This is a genomic window from Streptomyces sp. NPDC023541 (assembly GCF_055559995.1).
Genome location: NZ_JBVHJO010000012.1, coordinates 37,120 through 56,397, shown reverse-complemented (window position 1 = coordinate 56,397; position 19,278 = coordinate 37,120). Strand labels below are relative to the sequence as shown.

The window sequence follows — 19,278 nt, the reverse complement described above, 5'->3', positions numbered from 1 at the left end:
CCATTGACGGAGCGGAACCGCGTGACTAAATTCTGCTATGCGGATCTAAGCTTCCGTGAAGCGGAAAAGAGGAGAGTGCACGATGGGTCAGCAGGAGAAGGTGGCGACGAGCCTCGCAGGCGCGGTCAGCGAGGGCATCAGCGCCTCCCTCGCGCCGGTGGACGCGGACCTCGCGCGCCACTACCCGGGCGACCCCGGCACCCGGCAGCCCATCCACACCGTCTACGTGCCGGGCGACGTCTTCGCCGCGGACACCATCCGCTCGTGGGGCGACCAGGCCCTGGCCGCGCTCGACGAGCACGCCCCGGACGCGGCCACCTTCGCCAAGGTCCTCGGCATCTCCGACGAACTGGCCGTACCGGTATACGACCGCGTCCGCGCCAAACTGCGGCGCGAGCCCATCGAGGACCTCCGCGTCGACTTCGAGGACGGCTTCGGCGTCCGCTCCGACGAGGAGGAGGACCAGGCCGCCGCCCGCGCCGCCCGCCTCGTCTCGGAAGCCTTCTCCAACGGCACGAACGCGCCGTACATGGGCATCCGCATGAAGTGCATGGAGTCCAATGTCCGCGACCGCGGCATCCGCACCACGGACGTCTTCCTCTCCGGCCTCCTGGAGCACGGCGGTCTGCCCGAGGGCCTCGTCCTCACGCTCCCCAAGGTCACGTACGCCGAGCAGGTCAGCGCCTTCGTCAAGCTGCTGGAGGCCTTCGAGGGCACCCGCGGCCTGCGCCCGGGCCGGATCGGCTTCGAGATCCAGATCGAGACCAGCCAGTCCATCCTGGCCTCCGACGGCACCGCCACCGTCGCCCGGATGATCGAGGCCTCCAAGGGCCGCGCCACCGGCCTGCACTACGGCACCTTCGACTACAGCGCCTGCGTCGGCGTGTCCGCCGCCTACCAGGCCAGCGACCACCCCGCCGCCGACCACGCGAAGGCGATCATGCAGGTCGCGGCCGCCGGCACCGGCGTACGCGTCTCCGACGGCTCCACCAACGTGCTGCCGATCGGCACCACCGAGAAGGTCCACGAGGGCTGGAAGCTCCACTACGGCCTCACCCGGCGCGCCCTGGCCCGCGCCTACTACCAGGGCTGGGACATGCACCCGGCGCACCTGCCCACCCGCTACGCGGCCGTCTTCACCTTCTACCGCGAGGGGCTGGAGGCGGCCGCCGCGCGCCTGAAGGCGTACGTGGCCAAGATCGAGGGTGACGTGATGGACGAGCCGGCGACCGCCAAGGCCCTGGCCGGATACCTGGTCCGCGGCCTCGACTGCGGAGCGGTGGGCGCCGACGAGGTCACCGCCCTGACCGGTCTGACCCGCGCCGAGCTCGACGCCTTCGCGATCCCCCGCCGCTCGGCGACCCTGACGGCGACCGCCTGACCCTGAACCCCATGGGCCCGGCCCCGTTCCACGGGGCCGGGCCGTCGGCGTGGGCGGGGGTCAGGGCGCCGGCGGGATCTCGCCCGAGCCGCGGGGGACGAGACGGGTGGGGAGTTCGGTGCGGGACGGGGGGAGCCCGGCTCCGGCCAGGCGCAGGAAGAGGCGGTCCGTGGCCACCCGGCCGAGCGCCGCCGGGTCCTGGGCGACCACCGTGACGCCCGGCCGCAGCAGGTCCGCCAGCTCGAAGTCGTCGAAGCCGACCAGGGCCACCGGGCGCTCCAGCGCGGCCAGGACCCGTACCACCGTGACCGTCACCCGGTTGTTCCCGGCGAAGACAGCGGTCACCGGCTCCGGGCCCGCGCCGAGCATCGACCTCGCCGCCGCCGCGACCCGGTCGGGGTCCGTCGAGCCGAGCGAGATCCAGGATTCGGCCACGGCGAGGCCCGCTTCCGCCATGGCCGCGCGGTAGCCGCGCAGGCGTTCCGTCGCCGTGTGGATGCGGGGGTGGTCCCCGATGAAACCGATCCGGCGGTGGCCGCCCGCGATCAGGTGGGCGACGCCGCCGCGGGCCCCGCCGAAGTTGTCCGACAGCACCACGTCGGCGTCGATCCCGCCGGCCGGCCGGTCCACGAACACCGTGGCCACGCCCGCCCGCATCTCCGGCTCCAGGTAACGGTGGTCGTTCCCGGCAGGGATCACGATCAGGCCGTCCACCCGGCGGGCGCACAGCGCGAGCGCCAACTCCCGCTCCCGCTCCGGGTCCTCGGCGCTGGAGCCGTTGATGAGCAGTGCCCCGTGCGCGCGGGCCACCTCCTCCACGGCCCGGTTCAGCGGACCGTAGAAGGGGTCGGCGAGGTCCTCCAGGACGAGGCCGACGGTGGCGGTACGGCCCTTGCGCAGCACGCGCGCGCTGTCGTTGCGGCGGAAGCCCAAGGCCTCGATGGCCTCCAGGACCCGCTTCTCCGTCTCGGGGGTGACACCCGGCTCGCCGTTGACCACCCGGGACACCGTCTTGAGGCCGACGGCCGCCTGGGCCGCCACGTCCTTCATGGTCGGCCGGTTGCCGTAGCGGGGGTCGGACGTGCGGCGGTTGTGGGGCACGGTCGTGAATCCTCCCTGGTACTCGGGCGAGCGTGCGGGCTCGTGACCTTGAGGATAAGCACTCGGCCGATAGTGAGGTTTTCGTGGCAGGGTGGGGCGGGCAAGCCACTGGGGGCTCCGGACGAGCCATGGGGAGAGGGGTAGACGTGATTGTCTGGATCAACGGCACGTTCAGCGCCGGGAAGACCAGCACGGCCCGTGAACTGAACGCAATCCTCCCGGACAGCACCCTGTTCGACCCGGAGTTCATCGGCGACGCCCTGCGGGTGCTGCTGCCGCCCAAACGGCTGGCGGAGGTCACCGACTACCAGGACCTGCCGAGTTGGCGGCGGCTGGTCGTGGACACGGCCGCCGCGATGCTCGCGGAAGTGGGCGGTGTGCTCGTCGTCCCGATGACGCTGCTGCGCCAGGACTACCGGGACGAGATCTTCGGCGGGCTGGCGGCGCGGCGCATTCCCGTGAGGCACGTGCTGCTCGCTCCTGAGGAAACGATCCTTCGGGAGCGGATCGCGACCCGCACCGAGCCCGGCGAGCCCGCGGACGTGGACCTGCGGGTCCGGCAGTGGGCCTACGACCACATCCCGGCCTACCAGCAGGCCCTCGGCTGGCTCACCGGCGACGCGCACGTCATCGACAACGGGGCCCTGACCGTGCGGGAGACCGCCGAGCGGATCGCCGAAGCCGTCCGCTCGGAGACCGCCCGGGTCTGCGACATCGTGCAGACCCCTGAGCCCACGCGGGAGACGGTGGCGGCCGGGGTGCTGCTCTTCGACGAGCAGGACCGGGTGCTGCTGGTGGATCCCACGTACAAGGCGGGCTGGGAGTTCCCGGGAGGCGTCGTCGAAGCCGGCGAGGCACCCGCGTGCGCCGGCGTACGAGAGGTCGCGGAGGAACTGGGCCTCGTACTGGACCGGACGCCCGGGCTCCTCGTGGTCGACTGGGAACGCCCGCAGCCCCCCGGCTTCGGAGGGCTGCGCCTGCTCTTCGACGGGGGCCGCCTCACGGAAGAGGCGGCCGCCCGCCTCCGGCTGCCCGGCCCCGAACTGCGGGCCTGGCGCTTCGTGACGGAGGCCGAGGCCGCGGAACTGCTGCCGCAGCACCGCTGCGAACGCCTGCGCTGGGCCCTGCGCGCCCGGGAACGAGGCCGCCCCCTCTACCTGGAGGCGGGCGTCCCCACCGGCTGAGGGCCCGCTTCCCGGGGGCGGTGTGCCTCCGGGGCACCTTGTGCCGACTCGTGGCGGCGTCGACTCGTGACGGCGTACCGCTTCGGCTCACGCGCCCGCCCGTCCTCACGCCGGGGTCTCGGCGGCGGCCTCGGCCAGGGCGGAGGCGGTGTCCGCCGTGAGGGGATCGCCGTGGCCGAAGCAGGCGACCGACGGTTCGAGGCCGGCCAGCCGCCGGAAGGACCCGACCGCCCGGACGCGGTCGACGTGAAGGCACCCGGCATCAGCGGGCCGACGGCGGCGACGCAGCCCCCCGTGAACAGCACACCGTGGCGGGGCAGGTGGATACCGATGCTGCCGTCGGTGTGGCCCGCCGCAGGCACGACGTACGCCCCGTCCCCGAAGCCCAGCGCGTCCCCGTCCTCCAGGTCGCGGTTCCACCGGGGTGGGCGGGGCCTCGGGAACGGCCAGGCCGCGCGCGTACAGCGGGATCTCCCAGTCCAGGAGCACCGGTTCGGGAACGGGCCGCTCGCCGCGGATCACGGGCGCGTCCAGCCGGTGCGCCAGCACCCGGGCCCCCCAGCGTGCGGCGAGTTCACCCGCGCGCCCACGTGGTCACGGTGGCAGTGCGTGAGCACGACCCGCTCCAGCCGCTCGGGGAGCAGCCCGAGGGAACGTGTCACCCCTTCGATCGCCGCGGCGGATTCGGCACGGCCCGCGTCGATGAGGGCGAGCGCTCCGCCGTCCTGCCAGAGAAACGCCTGGCCGATGGGGAAGCGGAGCATGTGGAGCCGGTTCGGGAGCATTCGCCAAGATCCATACGGTGAACGTACGGACGGCCCGCCGCCCGGGCGCGCGACTTCACCGTGAGTGGAGTTCGCCCAGGGCACACCGCGCCCTGGGCGAACGAAAGCGGCGGGTACCGCGGCGGCGGGTACCCGTCGGGCCGGATCAGGCGCGCTTGGACTCCGCGTAGTTGACGAGGAACAGCGCCTCGGCCACTGACAGGCGCTCCAGCTCCTCCGGCGACACGCTCTCGTTGACCGCGTGGATCTGCGCCTCGGGCTCGCTCAGCCCGATCAGAAGCATCTCCGCCCGCGGGTACAGCGACGTCAGCGTGTTGCACAGCGGGATCGACCCGCCCATGCCGCTGATCTGCATCTTCTGGCCGGGGTAGGCGGCCTCCAGGGCCGAGCGCATCGACGCGTACGCCGGGCTGTCGGTGTCCGCCTGGAACGGCTGGCCCTGGCCGACCACCTCCAATTCGAGACGCGCCTTCCACGGCGTGTGCGCCTCCAGGTGGGCCTGGAGCAGCTTGACGGCTTCCGCGGTGTCCGCGCCCGGCGGCACGCGCAGGCTGATCAGCGCGCCGGCGCTCGCGTGCACGGACGGCGTCGCGCCGACGACCGGCGGGCAGTCGATGCCGAGCACGGTGACGGCCGGGCGGGCCCACAGGCGGTCGGCGATGGTGCCCTCGCCGATCAGCTCGACGCCCTCCAGCACCTTCGCGTCGGTGCGGAAGTCCGACTCCGGGTACTGCAGGCCCTCCCACACCCCGTCCGAGGCGAGCCCGTCGACGGTCGTGGAACCGTCCGCGGCGCGCAGCGAGTCGAGCACGCGGATCAGCGCGGCCAGCGCGTCGGGCGCGGCACCGCCGAACATGCCCGAGTGCAGGTTGCCGCCCAGCGTGTCGATCTTCACCTTGAGCAGGCACATGCCGCGCAGGGTGGCGGTCACCGTCGGCAGGCCGAGACGGAAGTTGCCCGCGTCGCCGATGACGATGGTGTCGGCGGTCAGCAGCTCCGGGTGCGCCTCCGCGTACTGCTGGAGGCCGCCCGTGCCCTGCTCCTCCGAGCCCTCGACGATCACCTTCACGCTCACCGGCACACCGCCGTTGGCCTTCAGGGCGCGCAGCGCCAGCAGGTGCATGATGAACCCGCCCTTGCAGTCGGCCGCGCCGCGCCCGTACCAGCGGCCGTCGCGCTCGGTCAGTTCGAAGGCCGGGGAGATCCAGGCGTCGTCGTCCAGCGGCGGCTGCACGTCGTAGTGCGCGTACAGCAGTACGGTCGGCGCGCCCTCGGGGCCGGGCAGGAAGCCGTACACGGACTGCGTGTCGTCGGGGGTGTCGAGCAGCGCCACGTCCTGGAAGCCCTCGACGCGCAGGGCATCGGCCACCCAGTTCGCCGCGGCCTCGCTCTCGCTGCGCGGGAACTGCGCCCAGTCCGCCACCGACTGGAAGGCCACCAGCTCGGTCAGCTCCTGCTTGGCGCGGGGCATCAGCGAGGCGATGGTCTCGGCGATCGGATTCTGGGACATGGGCACGCTCCTTTTGGGTGCGACGTTGTATCCGTGTACGCCGCCCGCGCATGCGCGGGCCGGGCGTATGCCGGGTGCGGCGGAAGGACGGTCCGATCTTCGCACAGCAGGGTGGGGCGGCGTCTCGCCGTAGGATTTCCCCGGCATCGGAGCAACCGGGTGATCAGGAGCAGCAACACATCGTGAGCAGCGACGACGACGTACGCGACGCAGGTGCGGATGCAGGCGAAGGCGCGGGGTTCGACGCCGCGGCCGGAGCGGACGCAGGCATGGGCCCGGGCGCGGGCCCGGCCGGGCAGGGGGCGGGCGACGAGGGGGCCGGGGGAGCCGGCGAGGTGTGGGACGTGGTCGTGGTCGGAGCCGGACCGGCCGGATCCTCGGCCGCGCACGCGGCGGCCACGGCGGGACGGCGCGTCCTGCTGCTGGAGAAGGCCGAACTGCCCCGGTACAAGACGTGTGGCGGCGGCATCATCGGGCCCTCGCGCGACGCCCTCCCGCCGGGCTTCGTCCTGCCCCTCAAGGACCGCATCCACGCGGTCACCTTCTCCATGGACGGCAGGCTGAGCCGTACCCGCCGCTCGAAGCACATGCTGTTCGGGCTCATCAACCGCCCCGAGTTCGACGCCGGCCTGGTCGCGGAGGCGGAGAAGGCGGGCGCCACCGTCCGCACGGGCACGGCGGTGGCCCGCGTGGAGCAGCACGGGGCGGCCGTGCCCGACCGGCGCACCGTCGCGGTGGTGCTGGCCGACGGGGAGACCGTCCTGGCGCGCGCGGTGGTCGGCGCGGACGGCAGCGCGAGCCGGATCGGCGCGCACGTGGGCGTCGAGATGGACCAGGTGGACCTCGGCCTGGAGGCGGAGATCCCCGTCCCCGTGACGGTGGCGGAGGACTGGAAGGGGCGGGTGCTGATCGACTGGGGGCCGCTGCCCGGCAGTTACGGCTGGGTCTTCCCCAAGGGCGACACCCTCACGGTCGGGGTGATCTCGGCCAAGGGCGAGGGGGCCGCGACCAAGCGGTACCTGGACGACTTCATCGCCCGGCTCGGACTCTCCGGCTTCGAACCGGCCGTCTCCTCCGGGCACCTCACGCGGTGCCGCAAGCCCGACTCGCCGCTCTCGCGCGGCCGGGTCCTGGTCGCGGGCGACGCGGCCGGACTGCTGGAGCCGTGGACCCGCGAGGGCATCTCCTTCGCGCTGCGCTCGGGGCGGCTCGCGGGGGAGTGGGCGGTGAAGATCGCCGAGGCGCAGGACGCGGTGGACGCGCGCCGCCAGGCCCTCAACTACGCCTTCGCTGTGAAGGCCGGGCTGGGCGTGGAGATGGGCGTCGGCAAGCGGATGCTGACCGTCTTCGAGGCCAGGCCGGGGCTGCTGCACGCGGCGATCACCGGGTTCCGTCCGGCGTGGCGGGCCTTCGCCCGCATCACGCGGGGCGCGACGACCCTGGCCGACATGGTGCGCACGTACCCGCTGGCGCGCAGGGCACTGCACGCGCTGGACGCCCGGCAGGCGGCGGCGGCCCGGAACGGCGACCGGGCGTAGGTCCGGTCGGCAGGGTCACGCCCGGCCCGCGGCGCCCGGCACCGCGCCGCCTCGCCGCGGCAGGGTCACGCCCGGCCTGCGGCGCCCCGGCACCGCCGCCTCGCTGCATCGTCGGGCGCTCGCGTGCGTCTCGTACTCGGGTGCCCGGTCCGCCGTGCCGTTTTTCCCTTCGGCCCTGAGAGCCTGAGAACCGGGGAAGGCCCATGGCGGCGAAGGCCGCGGGCCGGACCGGGGAGCCGAGCTCGACCGCCCGGACAGACCCCCGAGGCGGGCCGGCCGGGCGGGGCCTCGGCGCCTGCGCGCGCAGCGCCGCCGGTGGCCGGGGCGGTGGTGACCGCGCTGACGCCCGACCCCCTGTCAGGCGGTGTAGCCGGTGGCGGCGAGGGGGCGCCGGGGGCGCGGGCCGGACGGGAGGTCCGCAGCCAGGGGGCGCCGCGCGGCGAACGCCGCGGGGCCCACGGGGCGGGGGAACTGCGCTGTCCGGAGCTGCCCTGCGGCTGGCTGCCCCGCGCGGCAGCCAGCCGCGGACACGTGCCCCGCTTTCGTGGCGCACCCGCTTGCGGGCACGGCGGCAGCCGCACCTGCGCCCCGGCCGGCCCCGCGTCTGCGGAGCGGCCCGCGCGGGGTCACCTCGACGCCGGGACGATCCGGAAGACGGGGTGGTCGCCGGCGATGGCCTGGATCTCCGCGTCCGAGGCCTTCGCGTCGACGCCCCGGAAGAACTGGTTGACCTCCCAGCCCCACTTCTCCAGGTAGGTGCGCAGGATCGCGGCCTTCTCGACCGGGTCGGTGACCTCGACGACGGTGAACGCGCGCACCTTCCGCCCCACGCGCAGCTCGCCGCCGCCCGCCACCCGCATGTTGCGGACCCACTGGGAGTGGCCGCGGGCCGAGACGAGGTACTCCGCGCCCTCGTACGTGTGCGGATTGACCGGGATGCGCTGCATCTGGCCGGACGTGCGGCCGCGCACAGAGAGCTCCGCGCTGCCGGCCAGGCTGATGCCGAAGCGGGCCAGCTTTCCGAAGAACGAGTTGAAGCGGGTGACGAGCGGGCCGGCTTGGACGTAATACGGGGTGGGGGCGTTCACGAGGACCTCCGGGCCGTCATCTGCATTGGGAGAGCAGTGCTCTCGCTTGAGAACAGTGTGCATCGGAGCGGTGCACCAAAGCAAGAGCAGTGCTCTTGAAAAGGATCGGGGATCCACTTTCCGGGCAGTGCTCCGCCCGCGTGGCAGACTGGCCCGCATGAACACCGTGCGAGGGGCCAGGGAACGGGCCCGCATTGAGGTCACCGCCGCCATCAAGGACGAGGCCCGCCGCCGGCTCGCCGCCGAGGGCGCCGCCAAACTCTCCCTGCGCGCCGTCGCCCGGGAGCTGGGCATGGTCTCCTCGGCCCTCTACCGCTACTTCCCGAGCCGCGACGAGCTGCTGACCGCGCTCATCATCGATGCCTACGACAGCCTCGGCGCCGCCGCCGAGCAGGCCGACGCCCGCGCCCTCGCCGCCGGCGCCCCGCCCCGCGACCGCTGGATCGCCGTCTGCGAGGCCGTCCGCACGTGGGCGCTGGAGCACCCGCACGAATACGCCCTCGTCTACGGCTCCCCGGTCCCCGGCTACAGCGCCCCCGCCGACACCGTCGGCCCCGCCTCCCGGGTCGGCAACGTCCTCATCGGCATCGCCCGCGGCGCGTACGAGGGGCGCGGCCTCGCCCTCCCGCCGCTCCCGCCCGCCCTGGGCCCCGAGGCCGGCCGGATGGCCGCCGAGTTCGCCGAGGGCCTGCCGCCTGCGGTCGTCGCAGCCCTCGTCGCCGCCTGGGCGCAGCTCGCCGGGCTCGTTTCCTTCGAACTGTTCGGCCAGTTCAAGGGGGTCGTCGAGGAGCGCTCCGCCTTCTTCACCCACGCCGCGGGGCAACTGGCGCACGGGGTCGGACTGCCCGCCGTATGACAGAAGGGCGGGGGAGGGGGGCGTCCCCGGGGGAATTCACGTGATGGGGCGATGGTTCGCTCTGCTGTTCCTCCGGCCAATACAAGAGGTTCAGCCTTGAACGACGGGCCGTCCGTCTAGTGTTCCTCGGGTCCCCCAGCCCCGCCTCCATCGGAGGAAACGTTTCATGCCTCGCGCCGAGAAGGCCTTGTACGCGGTCCTGGCGACCGTCCTACTGGCCGCGCCGGCGCCGTCCGCCGCCCCGCAGCAGCGCGAAGCGTCCACCGGGTCCGCTCCTGCCGCCGCCCCGGCGCCCGCCCCGCCCCCCACCCCCCGGATGCCCGGCGTACGGGGTCTGGAGATCGGCGTCCCCGCCTACGTGATGGCGGACGACCGGATGCTGACCGACCTCACGAAGACCGGCCCGGCGCCCTCTGTGGTCGTGCTGAACCCGGGCAACGGCGACGCCCCCTTCGACACCCCCTGGCGGGCCCGCGCCGACGCGCTTCGCGCCCGCACGACCTCCACCGGCGAGCGCACCAAGGTGCTCGGCTACGTGCACACCGACCACGGCAACCGCGACATCGCCGCCGTCAGGGCATCCGTCGACAACTACCTCAAGACCCCCGACGGCCGCCTCCACGTCGACGGCATCTTCTTCGACGTCGTCAGCCGCGACTGCGGCCCCGCCAACGCCACCCGCGACCACTACGCCGAGCTGCGCCGCTACGTCCAGGACACCATGAACGCAGCCGACCCCGCCGTCCCCGACCTCGTCGTCAACAACCCCGGCACCGCCATAGCCGACTGCTACCTGGAGCCCGGCCGCCGGACCGCGGACGTCTTCGTCACCTACGAGGACACCTACGCCGCGTACACCGGCGCCGGCTGGCTCGGCGGCAACGTCTTCGACCACGACTCCGGCTACCGCCCCGGCACCGAACTCGACCCGAGCGGCACGGCCTTCTGGCACCTGGTCCACGACGTCCCCGGCGACGAGGCGATGCACGCCACCCTCCGCACCGCCTTCGGCCGGGGCGCGGGCTACGCGTACGCCACGGACACGGTCATGCCCAACCCGTGGAACACGGGCCCGACGTGGAAGTACACCTCCCAGACCGCCTACGCGGCCACGCTCGGCCAGGACGTGTCCTGAGCCTCGTACGACCGTTGCCGTGCCGGTGTCGGGTGCGTCTGCCCCAAGGGCTGTTCGGCGCTGCCGGGTGCGGAGAACTCGGCGGGCGAGGTGACGCCGGCCGTGACCCGGGCGAAGGCGTCCACGGCCGGTCCGCTCCGGGAGACCGCGGCGAGCAGCCGGCCCAGTCCCGACGGCGGATCCGGCGCGGCCGGCCCGGCGGTGAACTCGTCCATCGCCATGACCTGTTCGTCCCCGGCCGCCTGGTACTCCTTCAGGGCCGTGTCGAAGCTCCGCCGGCCGGTGAAGGTCTCGTCGGGCGCCCGTACGCACAACTCCGCGTCCCGGAAGGCGTTTTTGGACCGCGACTGCGGAGCCGGGTTCCTACCCCCGTTCTCCCAGCCCCGCCCCCGTCTCGCGGCCGGTCCTCTGATTGCATGACCCCATGAACGCCATGGCCACGAGCCTCATCGCCGTGCTCGGTACGCTGCTGGGCTCGGTGGTGACCCATGCGTTCCAGCAGCGCGCCGCGCGGCGTACGGAGCAGAACGCCCTGGAGGCGCAGCGGCGTCAGGAACGGCTCGACGCCTACGGCGCGTACGCGGGCCTGCTCGTGGAGTTCCGCCAGGCCATGCTGCACCACTGGTTCTGCGTGCACCAGGGTCGCGACGGTGAGGACGAAGCCGCCCTGCGCAGGCGGTCGTTCGAGACGCGCGCCAACACGCAGCAGGCACTCTTCCGGCTCCAGCTGATCACCGACGACCCCGATCTCGGCGCCGCAGCGGTCGAGGCCTTCACCGCGGTCGGTGCCATCGACCGCGCGCCGGACCTCGCCGCACTCGTCACCCGGCGGGATACGACCCGCGAGCTGATCGACACCTTCGTGACGACCGCCCGCCGCTGCGTCTAGGCCGCGAGTCGGTATCGGCGTCGGTCATGCGGCCAGCACCCCAGCCGCGACGATCACCCGCGCGGGCCTTTCGCGGAGCGGGTACGCCCGGTCCGGGTCAGCGGTAGTCGTCCGGGTGGCCCTGCATCCAGGTGTTGATCTTGTCGCGGGTGCCGATCAACAGGCTCTGGTGCTCCTTCAGGTTCTTGAAGCCACGGTCCCCGCCCAGCTCCGCGTCGAGCTTCGCGACCAGCGCGATCGGTTCCGGGAAGTGCCCGGGCCCCTTCGGATCCGCCTTCATCGCCGCGTCCAGGCCGTGGAGTTCGTCGTAGACCCGGCCGAGGAAGTAGGCGCATTCGGCGGGGGTGCACGAACCGTCCAGCGTCGCCTGGAGCCCCGCGAAGGCGTCCCGGACCTTCTCCGGCGCGGCGCCGGGCTGGGCCGGGGAGGACGGCCCGCGGGATGCCGAGGGCCCGCCCGGGCCCGCCTCCGACGGCCCCGGCAGCGAGGACGCGGACGGCGTGGAGGGAGCCGAAGGAGCGGAGGACGCGGACGCGGACGCGGAGGACGCCGAGGACGCGGCGGCCGGCGTGGCCGGACCCGAATCGCAGGAGACCGCGAACCCCGCCAGAACCACCGCGGCCACCGCCGCGCCGCGCACCGTGGAACCGAACATCTGCCACCCCCGTGATCGTTGAGGAGGCGACCATAACCGCTGGTCCGCGCAGGTATCCGGCCGGGGGTGGGTGGCGGGCGTCGGCGGCGGCGCCCCACGACGTCCGACGGCGCCCGCCCCCACCCGAAGAGTCAGATTCCGGCCGTCTCCCTCCACAGCGCCGCCAGCGACAGATCGCCGGTCACCCCGGGGCCAGCCAGCGGCTGCCGGTTCCACAGCGCCGCGTAGAGCCAGGCCGCCTCACCGGTCACCTCGCAGTCGACCGCGTCGCCCAAGTCGCCCAGGACCGTGTGCGGCGGCGCAGGCGACAGGTGCACGGTCCACACCGCACCCGTGTCGGCGGCCCGGATCCGCATCGTCCGCGGCTCCGTGGTCCGCACCCGGCTGCGCGGGCGCGCGTGGAAGCCGGTGAGGAGCTCGTCCACCCCGTCCTCCGCGAACTCCGCCGCCACCGGCGAGAAGACGACGCCCAGCGCCGTCTCCGCGTCCATCCGGTGCACGGTGGTCTCGTGGGCCTGCCGCCGGGCCCAGAACGCGACCGCCGACGGCGGGGCCGTCGGGAGGAAGGTCCAGCACTGCACGTCGTCCGGCGCCTCCGTCAGCGTCCGCACCAGCTCCGCGTGGCCCTCCCGGAACCACGTCAGGAGCTCGCCGCCGACCAGTTCCGGCGCCTCCGGGAAGCCCGTCGGCTCCAGCCGCCCCTCCGCGACGTAGGCGGCGGCCCAGCGGTGCACCGACCCGGTGTGCCGCAGCAGGTCGGTGACGTGCCAGCCCGGGCAGGACGGGACGAAGGCGTCCGTACCGGCTCGTTCTGCCACGTCGGCGAGCAGTTCGCCCTCCCGGGCGAGGGTCTTCACGTACTCGGTGATCTCCATACCGGGAGTCTTGCAGCCCCGGCGGCGACAATGGAGGGATGGACGGGGAACTCTTCCCGCGCGAGCGGACCCTGATCGCCCCCGGGGCGGTGCACGTGCCCGACTGGCTCGGGGAGCGCCGGCAGGCCGAGTTGCTGGAGGCCTGCCGCGAGTGGGCCCGCCCGCCGGCCGGCCTGCGCACCGTACGCACCCCGGGCGGCGGGGTGATGACCGCCCGGCAGGTGTGCCTGGGCCTGCACTGGTACCCGTACGGCTACGCCCGCACCGCGGTCGACGGGGACGGGGAGCCGGTCAAGCCGATGCCGGACTGGCTCGCCGAGCTGGGCCGGGAAGCGGTCGCCGCCGCCTACGGGGTGCCGCCGGAGCCCGGCGCGGCCGCTTACGACATCGCACTGATCAACTTCTACGACGGGGACTCCCGCATGGGCATGCACCGCGACGCGGAGGAGAAGTCCCCGGCGCCGGTGGTCTCGCTCAGCCTCGGCGACAGCTGCCTCTTCCGCTTCGGGAACACCGTCTCGCGCGGACGCCCCTACCGGGACGTCGAGCTGCGCAGCGGGGACCTCTTCGTCTTCGGCGGCCCCAGCCGGCAGGCGTACCACGGGGTGCCGAAGGTGCTGCCGGGCACCGGTCCGCGGGCGCTCGGGCTGACCGGGCGGCTCAACATCACACTCAGGGTCGGCGGGCTGGGCCGGGGAGTGTCGTCGACGCGGCGCCGGCCGCCGGAGGACCCCCCCGGCCGGACGAGACCTTGACGACACGAAGCGGTCGTGTCGTGTGGATCAGGGCGGATGAGGACGCCGCGAGCCCGGCATGATCCACTGGACGCGGCCTGGAGCGGGACGGCGTCCGGCGCCCTCCGATCATGCGAGGATCGATGCCATGAACGGCAACGGGGCCCCACCGCGGATGGGGGATGCGACCACGGCACCGGTCTCGAGCACCGGCACGCGGACCAAACTGGAACGCGGCCGCGGCGCGCTCGGGCCGGCGCTGGAGCTCGTCCACACCGGCCGCGCGCCGACCCGTGCGGTGCTGACGGCCGAGCTGGGGGTCACCCGTGCCACCGCCGGGGCCGTCGCGGCCGAGCTGGAGGCGCTCGGACTGATCCGGGTCGACTCCCGCCCCGGCGCCTCGGGCGGCACCGGAGGCACCGGCGGGGCCCAGGGCCGCCCCTCGCACCGCCTCTCGGTGGCCGAGGACGGGCCGGTGGCGCTCGCGGCCCAGGTGCACTCGGACGGCTTCCGGGCCGCCCTCGTAGGGCTCGGCGGCCGGATCGTGGCCACCGCCCCCGGCAAGGTCACCGTCTCAGCGGACCCGGCACAGGTGCTCGGCGCGGTCGTGCGGGCGGGTGCGGAGCTGCTCGCGGACAGCGGCCGCCGCTGCGTCGGCGCCGGCCTCGCGGTCCCCTCGGCGGTCGCCGAGCCGGACGGCACGGCCCTGAACCCGCTGCACCTGGCCTGGCCTGCGGGCTCTCCCGTAAGGGACATCTTCGCGGAGTGCGTGAAGGCCGCCGGCATCGACGGACCGGCCCTGACCGGGAACGACGTCAACCTCGCGGCGCTCGCCGAGCACCGGCACGGCGCGGGCCGCAGCGCGCAGCACCTGCTGTGCGTCGCCACGGGGCACCGCGGGGTCGGCGGGGCCCTGGTGCTGGACGGCCGTCTGCACAGCGGCAGTTCCGGCCTGGCCCTGGAGGTCGGCCACCTCACCGTGAACCCCGAGGGGCGGGCCTGCCACTGCGGCGGCCGCGGCTGCCTGGACGTGGAGGCGGACCCGCTGGCCTTCCTCACCGCGGCGGGCCGCAGCCCCGGCCCCGAGGTGTCGCTGCTCCAGCAGGCCCGTGACCTGCTGCGCGAGGAGCCCGAGGAGCCGGCGGTAAGGGCGGCCACGGAAGAGCTGATCGACCGGCTCGGCCTGGGCCTGGCGGGCCTGGTCAACATCCTGAACCCGGACCGGATCATCCTGGGCGGTCTGCACCGGGAACTGCTCCACGCCGACCCGGAGCGGCTCCGGGCGGTCGTCGCGGACCGCAGCCTGTGGGGCCGCAGCGGAGGCGTGCCCATCCTTCCGTGCACCCTGGACCACAACAGCCTGGTCGGTGCGGCGGAACTGGCCTGGCAACCGGTGCTCGACGACCCGCTGGGCGCCCTCGCCTAGGGAGTGCCGTCAAAGTCCCGCCTGGCCGGCGCTACTTTGACGACCCTCCCTAGGGCACGGCCTTCGCATCTTGCCGGGCCCGCGCTGCCCGGCAAGGCTGAGGCAGGGCACGCGGCCCGGGGTCAGCCGGGGCGGACGGCGACCGGGGAGGGCAGGGGCAGCGCCGCCGGGACGGTGGCCGGGTCGACGGCCACCACCACCGTGCGCGCGGGTTCCCGCGCGGGCCTGGCCACGATCGAGACCGGGAGCATCGGCGTCACCGGCGCGGGCGCAGCCGTCAGGGAGAACCAGACCACCTTGCCAGGCCCGTCGGGCCGTTCACGCACCCCCCAGGCCTCGCTGAGCGCCTCCACGAGGGCGAGCCCGCGACCGCAGGTCTCCAGCGGCCCGGCCGGCGCCGGGCGCAGCACCGGAAGCCGCGGATCGCTGTCGATGACCGAGACCGTCAGCCGCCCGAGCCGGAGCTCGATCTCGACGACGCAGGTCTTGTCCGGCTGTGCATGGCGGTGGACGTTGCTCAGCAGCTCCGTCACCCCGAGCGCGGCCCGGTCAATGAGCGGATCGAGCTGCCAGTGGCGCAGTTGGGCCGAGACGATTCTGCGGATTTGGCCGATCCGCGACGGCAAGGCCTGCAGTTCGACGACGCAGTGCCTGCGGGAATGACTGATCACGGCTGCGACTCCCCGACATGAGTGTTACGGGTGCTGCACCCTCGGTAATGCTCCACCAGGGTCACCCACGGTGCCGCGCTGTGCAACCGAACGCGATCGAAAGCGATCCGCATAGATACCCAAAGTGACTGTTTGTGCAGGTGAGAGAGGTACATTGCGAAAGGAGGGGCGAAGTAGACCCATGAAGGAGCGCGGCGCATGAGCACTACCGGCACCACCGGCACCAGCGGCACCGGAACGACCACCGGAACGACCACCGGTACGACCGCCACGACCATCGACGTCGACCGCAGCGACGCGGACTACCGCGCCTGGCTGAAAGAGGCCGTGCGCAAGGTCCAGGCCGACGCGAACCGCTCCGCGGACACCCACCTGCTGAAGTTCCCCCTCCCCGACGCCTGGGGCATCGACCTCTACCTCAAGGACGAGTCCACGCACCCGACGGGCTCCCTCAAGCACCGCCTCGCCCGCTCGCTGTTCCTCTACGCCCTCTGCAACGGCTGGGTCCGGCCGGGCCGCCCCGTCATCGAGGCCTCGTCCGGCTCGACCGCGGTCTCCGAGGCGTACTTCGCCAAGCTGATCGGTGTCCCGTTCATCGCCGTCATGCCGCGCACGACCAGCCCGGAGAAGTGCCGCCTCATCGAATTCCACGGCGGCGCATGCCACTTCGTGGACGACCCGATGAAGATGTACGAGGAGTCGGCGCAACTCGCCGCCCGCACCGGCGGGCACTACATGGACCAGTTCACGTACGCGGAGCGCGCCACGGACTGGCGCGGCAACAACAACATCGCCGAATCGATGTACCAGCAGCTCAAGCTGGAACGTTTCCCCGAGCCCGCCTGGATCGTGGCGACCGCCGGCACCGGTGGCACCTCGGCCACCATCGCGCGGTACGTGCACTACATGCAGCACGACACCCGCATCTGCGTCCCGGACCCGGAGAACTCCTGCTTCTTCGAGGGCTGGACCCGCAACGACCCCGACGCGAGCAGCGATTGCGGCTCGCGCATCGAGGGCATCGGCCGCCCGCGCATGGAGCCGAGCTTCGTGCCCGGCGCCATCGACCGGATGATGAAGGTCCCGGACGCGGCGAGCGTCGCCGCCTGCCGCGCCCTGGAGACCGCCATAGGGCGCAAGGCGGGCGGCTCGACCGGCACCGGCCTGTGGAGCGCCCTGAAGATCGTCTCGGAGATGGTGGCGGAGGGCCGCACCGGCAGCGTCGTCACCCTGCTGTGCGACCCGGGCGACCGCTACCTGGACAAGTACTACTCCGACGAGTGGGTGGCGGCGCAGGGCCTCGACATCGCCCCCTACACGAAGACCCTCGACACACTGCTGACGACCGGCGTCTGGCGCGAACCGACCGCCTGAGCCGGCCGGTCGTCCGTCAGGCGCGGCCCCATTCCCACATGCTGCGCACGACCGGTTCCAGTGCGCGGCCCCGACCGGTCAGGACGTAGCGGACCCGGGGAGGCCACCCGGGAGTGCGGTGGCGTTCGACGACGCCCGCCCGGGTCAACTGGGCCAGCCGGTCCGAGAGGACCTTGTCGGACAGGGCGGGCAGGGCCGCGGACAGCTCGGAGTAGGTGGCCTGGCCGCGGCGGAGGAACTCCCGCAGGACCAGCGGTGTCCACCGGCCGCCCAGCGCGGTGAGGGTGATGTCGACCGGGCAGTGCGGTTCGGGGGCCGGCGGGACGAGCGCGCCGTCCGGGCAGTCCGCCAGCGGACCGTCCGGGGCACCCGCCGCCGCGTGTCCAACCGTTTGGTGAGTCACGAAAGCCCGTCCTAACGTCCGTTGCGAACAGCCCGCCCGCATACCTCCAGGGGGTCTTTGTGCGCATCCATCATCTCAACTGCGGTTCGCTCCGGACGATCGCACCGCTCGGCACGACACCCACGGCAGGAGCCGGACGCCGCGAACTGGCCGCCGTCTGCCACTGCCTGCTCATCGAGACGGACGCGGACGGCCCCGTCCTGGTCGACACCGGCCTCGGCACCGCGGACCTGCGAGAGCCCCACCGGACGCTGGGCGCGGACTGGGTGGCGCACGCCCAGCCCGTGCCGGACCCGGCGCAGAGCGCGCTGCGCCGGCTCGTCCGCCTCGGGTACGCACCACAGGACGTGCGGCACATCGTCCTCACCCACCTGCACCGGGACCACACGGGAGGGCTGGCGGACTTCCCGCACGCGCGGGTCCACGTGCACCCCGACGAGTACCGGGCCGTCACCGACCCCTCGGCCGCGCACCACCGGCACAGCCTCGACGGCTTCATGCCGGCGCACCGGGCGCACGGCCCGCTGCTGGCACCGGCGAGCACCGACGGGCAGGAGACGTGGTTCGGCTTCCCCGGCGTCGCACGGCCGCAGGGGCTCGGGTGCGAGCTCCTGCTGGTGCCGCTGCCCGGCCACTCCGCCGGCCACGCGGGCGTCGCGGTGCGCGACGACGACGGCCGGTGGCTGCTGCACGCGGGCGACGCGTACATGTATCACGGCGAGCTCGAGGACACCCCGCCCCTCGACCACCCGGTCTTCGATCCGGTCCAGCAGGGAGCCCAGACCGACGCCACGGCACGCACCGCGACCCGCGACCGCTTGCGCGACCTCGTCCGCGACCACGGGGACGAGGTCACCGTCTTCAGCGCGCACGACCCGTGGGAGTACGCCCGCCTCACCGCTCCCACCGCTCCCGCCACTGCCACCGCTCCCGCCACTGCCACCGCATCCACCACGCTCAGCGGTGGGGGCCGCTGACGCCCGTGAGGCGGGCGTCCAGGGTGCGGACCGCCGTGCGGAAGGAGTGGCCCAGGCCCGGGCGGGCGACGGTCAGGGCCAGACGGAACGCGGCCGGGCCGTCCGCGGCGAACGTCCAGCGGACGTGCGTCCCCGAGCCGGCCGGGGTCAGCCTCCACTCCTCCAGCAGGGCCCGGACGCCCGGCGCGTTGGTCGTGTCGACCCGGTACGCGTAACGCCGTTCGGGGTCCGCGGCCATGATCGTCTCCTGCATGTGCACCCCGCCCAGCAGCTTGACCTCGCGGCCCGCACCGCCGTACGTCGGTCGGGCCAGTGTCACGGCCCTGAACCAGCGCGGCCAGCCCTCCACTTCATCGGCGAGCGCCCGATACACGTCCTCGGGCGGCGCCGACGCCTCTGCGGCGAACACCAGCCGGACGGGCGCGTCGTCGATGAAGTCCAGCCCCACCGGGCGGAGTCGGCGAGCCATGGCGGTACCTCCTGAGGTGATGTTCCGGCGGACGTGCCGCGCCACCATAGCCGTGCGCCCCCGAGAAGTCCGCTGTGACCGCTGTGATCTCCCCACGGCTTCCGCGTCGGAACTCCCACGGCCGAGGCTCCCCTTCCGTCCCCGAGCCGCCCGCCGATTCCCCCGGACGGGGCCTGGGCAGCGCCCCCGCCGCGCGGGATCCTGGAGCAGCGCCGATCCCCCCCGCG

General features: G+C 73.6%; 19 protein-coding genes and 1 pseudogene. 10 read left to right on the top strand and 10 right to left on the bottom strand.

Annotated elements, in window-relative coordinates:
* The first annotated feature begins 82 nt into the window (after positions 1-82).
* The gene (locus tag ACZ3X1_RS26745) at positions 83-1,381 is read left to right on the top strand and encodes a DUF6986 family protein (RefSeq protein WP_356815867.1); all 1,299 of its coding nucleotides are present in this window, start codon (positions 83-85) and stop codon (positions 1,379-1,381) included.
* 60 nt (positions 1,382-1,441) lie between these two features.
* On the opposite strand, the gene ACZ3X1_RS26740 is transcribed toward ACZ3X1_RS26745, so the two are convergent.
* Positions 1,442-2,431, bottom strand: coding sequence for a LacI family DNA-binding transcriptional regulator (locus ACZ3X1_RS26740; protein ID WP_467281321.1), 990 nt, complete (start codon positions 2,429-2,431; stop codon positions 1,442-1,444).
* Positions 2,432-2,628: 197 nt separating this feature from the next.
* Here ACZ3X1_RS26740 and ACZ3X1_RS26735 point away from each other — a divergent pair, with 197 nt between their 5' ends.
* Positions 2,629-3,666 carry an NUDIX hydrolase gene (locus tag ACZ3X1_RS26735; RefSeq protein ID WP_467281220.1) on the top strand — a complete coding sequence of 346 codons (1,038 nt, stop codon included), beginning with the start codon at positions 2,629-2,631 and terminating at the stop codon, positions 3,664-3,666.
* A 105-nt stretch (positions 3,667-3,771) separates the two neighbouring features.
* Here ACZ3X1_RS26735 and ACZ3X1_RS26730 read toward each other — a convergent pair.
* A pseudogene (locus tag ACZ3X1_RS26730) lies at positions 3,772-4,451 on the bottom strand (MBL fold metallo-hydrolase).
* Between the two features lie 145 nt (positions 4,452-4,596).
* The gene (locus tag ACZ3X1_RS26725) at positions 4,597-5,961 is read right to left on the bottom strand and encodes a M20/M25/M40 family metallo-hydrolase (RefSeq protein WP_467281219.1); all 1,365 of its coding nucleotides are present in this window, start codon (positions 5,959-5,961) and stop codon (positions 4,597-4,599) included.
* Between the two features lie 335 nt (positions 5,962-6,296).
* On the opposite strand from ACZ3X1_RS26725, the gene ACZ3X1_RS26720 reads away from it, so the two are divergent.
* On the top strand, positions 6,297-7,499 hold the full coding sequence (locus ACZ3X1_RS26720; protein WP_467281320.1) for a geranylgeranyl reductase family protein: 1,203 nt from the start codon (positions 6,297-6,299) through the stop codon (positions 7,497-7,499).
* A gap of 626 nt (positions 7,500-8,125) precedes the next feature.
* Here ACZ3X1_RS26720 and ACZ3X1_RS26715 read toward each other — a convergent pair.
* Positions 8,126-8,587: a nitroreductase/quinone reductase family protein gene (locus ACZ3X1_RS26715; RefSeq protein ID WP_390076786.1), complete on the bottom strand. Its 462-nt coding sequence runs from the start codon at positions 8,585-8,587 to the stop codon at positions 8,126-8,128.
* A 157-nt stretch (positions 8,588-8,744) separates the two neighbouring features.
* Between ACZ3X1_RS26715 and ACZ3X1_RS26710 the strand changes: the two genes are divergently transcribed.
* Positions 8,745-9,443 (top strand): TetR/AcrR family transcriptional regulator, encoded by a 699-nt coding sequence (locus ACZ3X1_RS26710; RefSeq protein WP_362624243.1) that lies wholly within the window; start codon positions 8,745-8,747, stop codon positions 9,441-9,443.
* A 166-nt stretch (positions 9,444-9,609) separates the two neighbouring features.
* Complete coding sequence (locus ACZ3X1_RS26705; protein ID WP_467281217.1) at positions 9,610-10,578, top strand: spherulation-specific family 4 protein; 969 nt, start codon at positions 9,610-9,612, stop codon at positions 10,576-10,578.
* Here ACZ3X1_RS26705 and ACZ3X1_RS26700 read toward each other — a convergent pair.
* The gene (locus tag ACZ3X1_RS26700) at positions 10,545-10,892 is read right to left on the bottom strand and encodes a hypothetical protein (RefSeq protein ID WP_467281215.1); all 348 of its coding nucleotides are present in this window, start codon (positions 10,890-10,892) and stop codon (positions 10,545-10,547) included. The two genes, ACZ3X1_RS26705 and ACZ3X1_RS26700, sit on opposite strands and share 34 nt — an antisense overlap.
* A 110-nt stretch (positions 10,893-11,002) precedes the next feature.
* Between ACZ3X1_RS26700 and ACZ3X1_RS26695 the strand changes: the two genes are divergently transcribed.
* Positions 11,003-11,467 (top strand): hypothetical protein, encoded by a 465-nt coding sequence (locus ACZ3X1_RS26695; RefSeq protein WP_356812311.1) that lies wholly within the window; start codon positions 11,003-11,005, stop codon positions 11,465-11,467.
* 97 nt (positions 11,468-11,564) lie between these two features.
* Here ACZ3X1_RS26695 and ACZ3X1_RS26690 read toward each other — a convergent pair whose 3' ends face one another.
* Both ACZ3X1_RS26690 and ACZ3X1_RS26685 read right to left on the bottom strand, forming a co-directional pair.
* Positions 11,565-12,122 (bottom strand): hypothetical protein, encoded by a 558-nt coding sequence (locus tag ACZ3X1_RS26690; protein WP_467281214.1) that lies wholly within the window; start codon positions 12,120-12,122, stop codon positions 11,565-11,567.
* Positions 12,123-12,253: 131 nt separating this feature from the next.
* Positions 12,254-12,997 (bottom strand): maleylpyruvate isomerase family mycothiol-dependent enzyme, encoded by a 744-nt coding sequence (locus ACZ3X1_RS26685; RefSeq protein WP_356812309.1) that lies wholly within the window; start codon positions 12,995-12,997, stop codon positions 12,254-12,256.
* 38 nt (positions 12,998-13,035) lie between these two features.
* On the opposite strand from ACZ3X1_RS26685, the gene ACZ3X1_RS26680 reads away from it, so the two are divergent.
* Together ACZ3X1_RS26680 and ACZ3X1_RS26675 are read left to right on the top strand one after the other, a co-directional pair.
* Complete coding sequence (locus tag ACZ3X1_RS26680) at positions 13,036-13,752, top strand: alpha-ketoglutarate-dependent dioxygenase AlkB family protein (protein ID WP_467281213.1); 717 nt, start codon at positions 13,036-13,038, stop codon at positions 13,750-13,752.
* Positions 13,753-13,879: 127 nt separating this feature from the next.
* Positions 13,880-15,157 (top strand): ROK family protein, encoded by a 1,278-nt coding sequence (locus ACZ3X1_RS26675; protein WP_390076790.1) that lies wholly within the window; start codon positions 13,880-13,882, stop codon positions 15,155-15,157.
* Between the two features lie 122 nt (positions 15,158-15,279).
* Here ACZ3X1_RS26675 and ACZ3X1_RS26670 read toward each other — a convergent pair whose 3' ends face one another.
* Positions 15,280-15,828, bottom strand: a complete 549-nt coding sequence (locus tag ACZ3X1_RS26670) for an ATP-binding protein (RefSeq protein ID WP_356812307.1) — start codon at positions 15,826-15,828, stop codon at positions 15,280-15,282.
* Between the two features lie 198 nt (positions 15,829-16,026).
* Here ACZ3X1_RS26670 and ACZ3X1_RS26665 point away from each other — a divergent pair, with 198 nt between their 5' ends.
* A complete protein-coding gene (locus ACZ3X1_RS26665; RefSeq protein WP_362624229.1) occupies positions 16,027-17,202 on the top strand; it encodes a PLP-dependent cysteine synthase family protein in 1,176 nt (391 codons plus the stop codon).
* A gap of 16 nt (positions 17,203-17,218) precedes the next feature.
* On the opposite strand, the gene ACZ3X1_RS26660 is transcribed toward ACZ3X1_RS26665, so the two are convergent.
* A complete protein-coding gene (locus ACZ3X1_RS26660; RefSeq protein ID WP_356812305.1) occupies positions 17,219-17,605 on the bottom strand; it encodes a winged helix-turn-helix transcriptional regulator in 387 nt (128 codons plus the stop codon).
* Positions 17,606-17,664: 59 nt separating this feature from the next.
* On the opposite strand from ACZ3X1_RS26660, the gene ACZ3X1_RS26655 reads away from it, so the two are divergent.
* On the top strand, positions 17,665-18,582 hold the full coding sequence (locus ACZ3X1_RS26655) for an MBL fold metallo-hydrolase (protein WP_467281212.1): 918 nt from the start codon (positions 17,665-17,667) through the stop codon (positions 18,580-18,582).
* On the opposite strand, the gene ACZ3X1_RS26650 is transcribed toward ACZ3X1_RS26655, so the two are convergent.
* Positions 18,563-19,051, bottom strand: a complete 489-nt coding sequence (locus tag ACZ3X1_RS26650) for an SRPBCC family protein (RefSeq protein ID WP_356812303.1) — start codon at positions 19,049-19,051, stop codon at positions 18,563-18,565. The genes ACZ3X1_RS26655 and ACZ3X1_RS26650 overlap by 20 nt on opposite strands.
* Between the last annotated feature and the right edge of the window lie 227 nt (positions 19,052-19,278).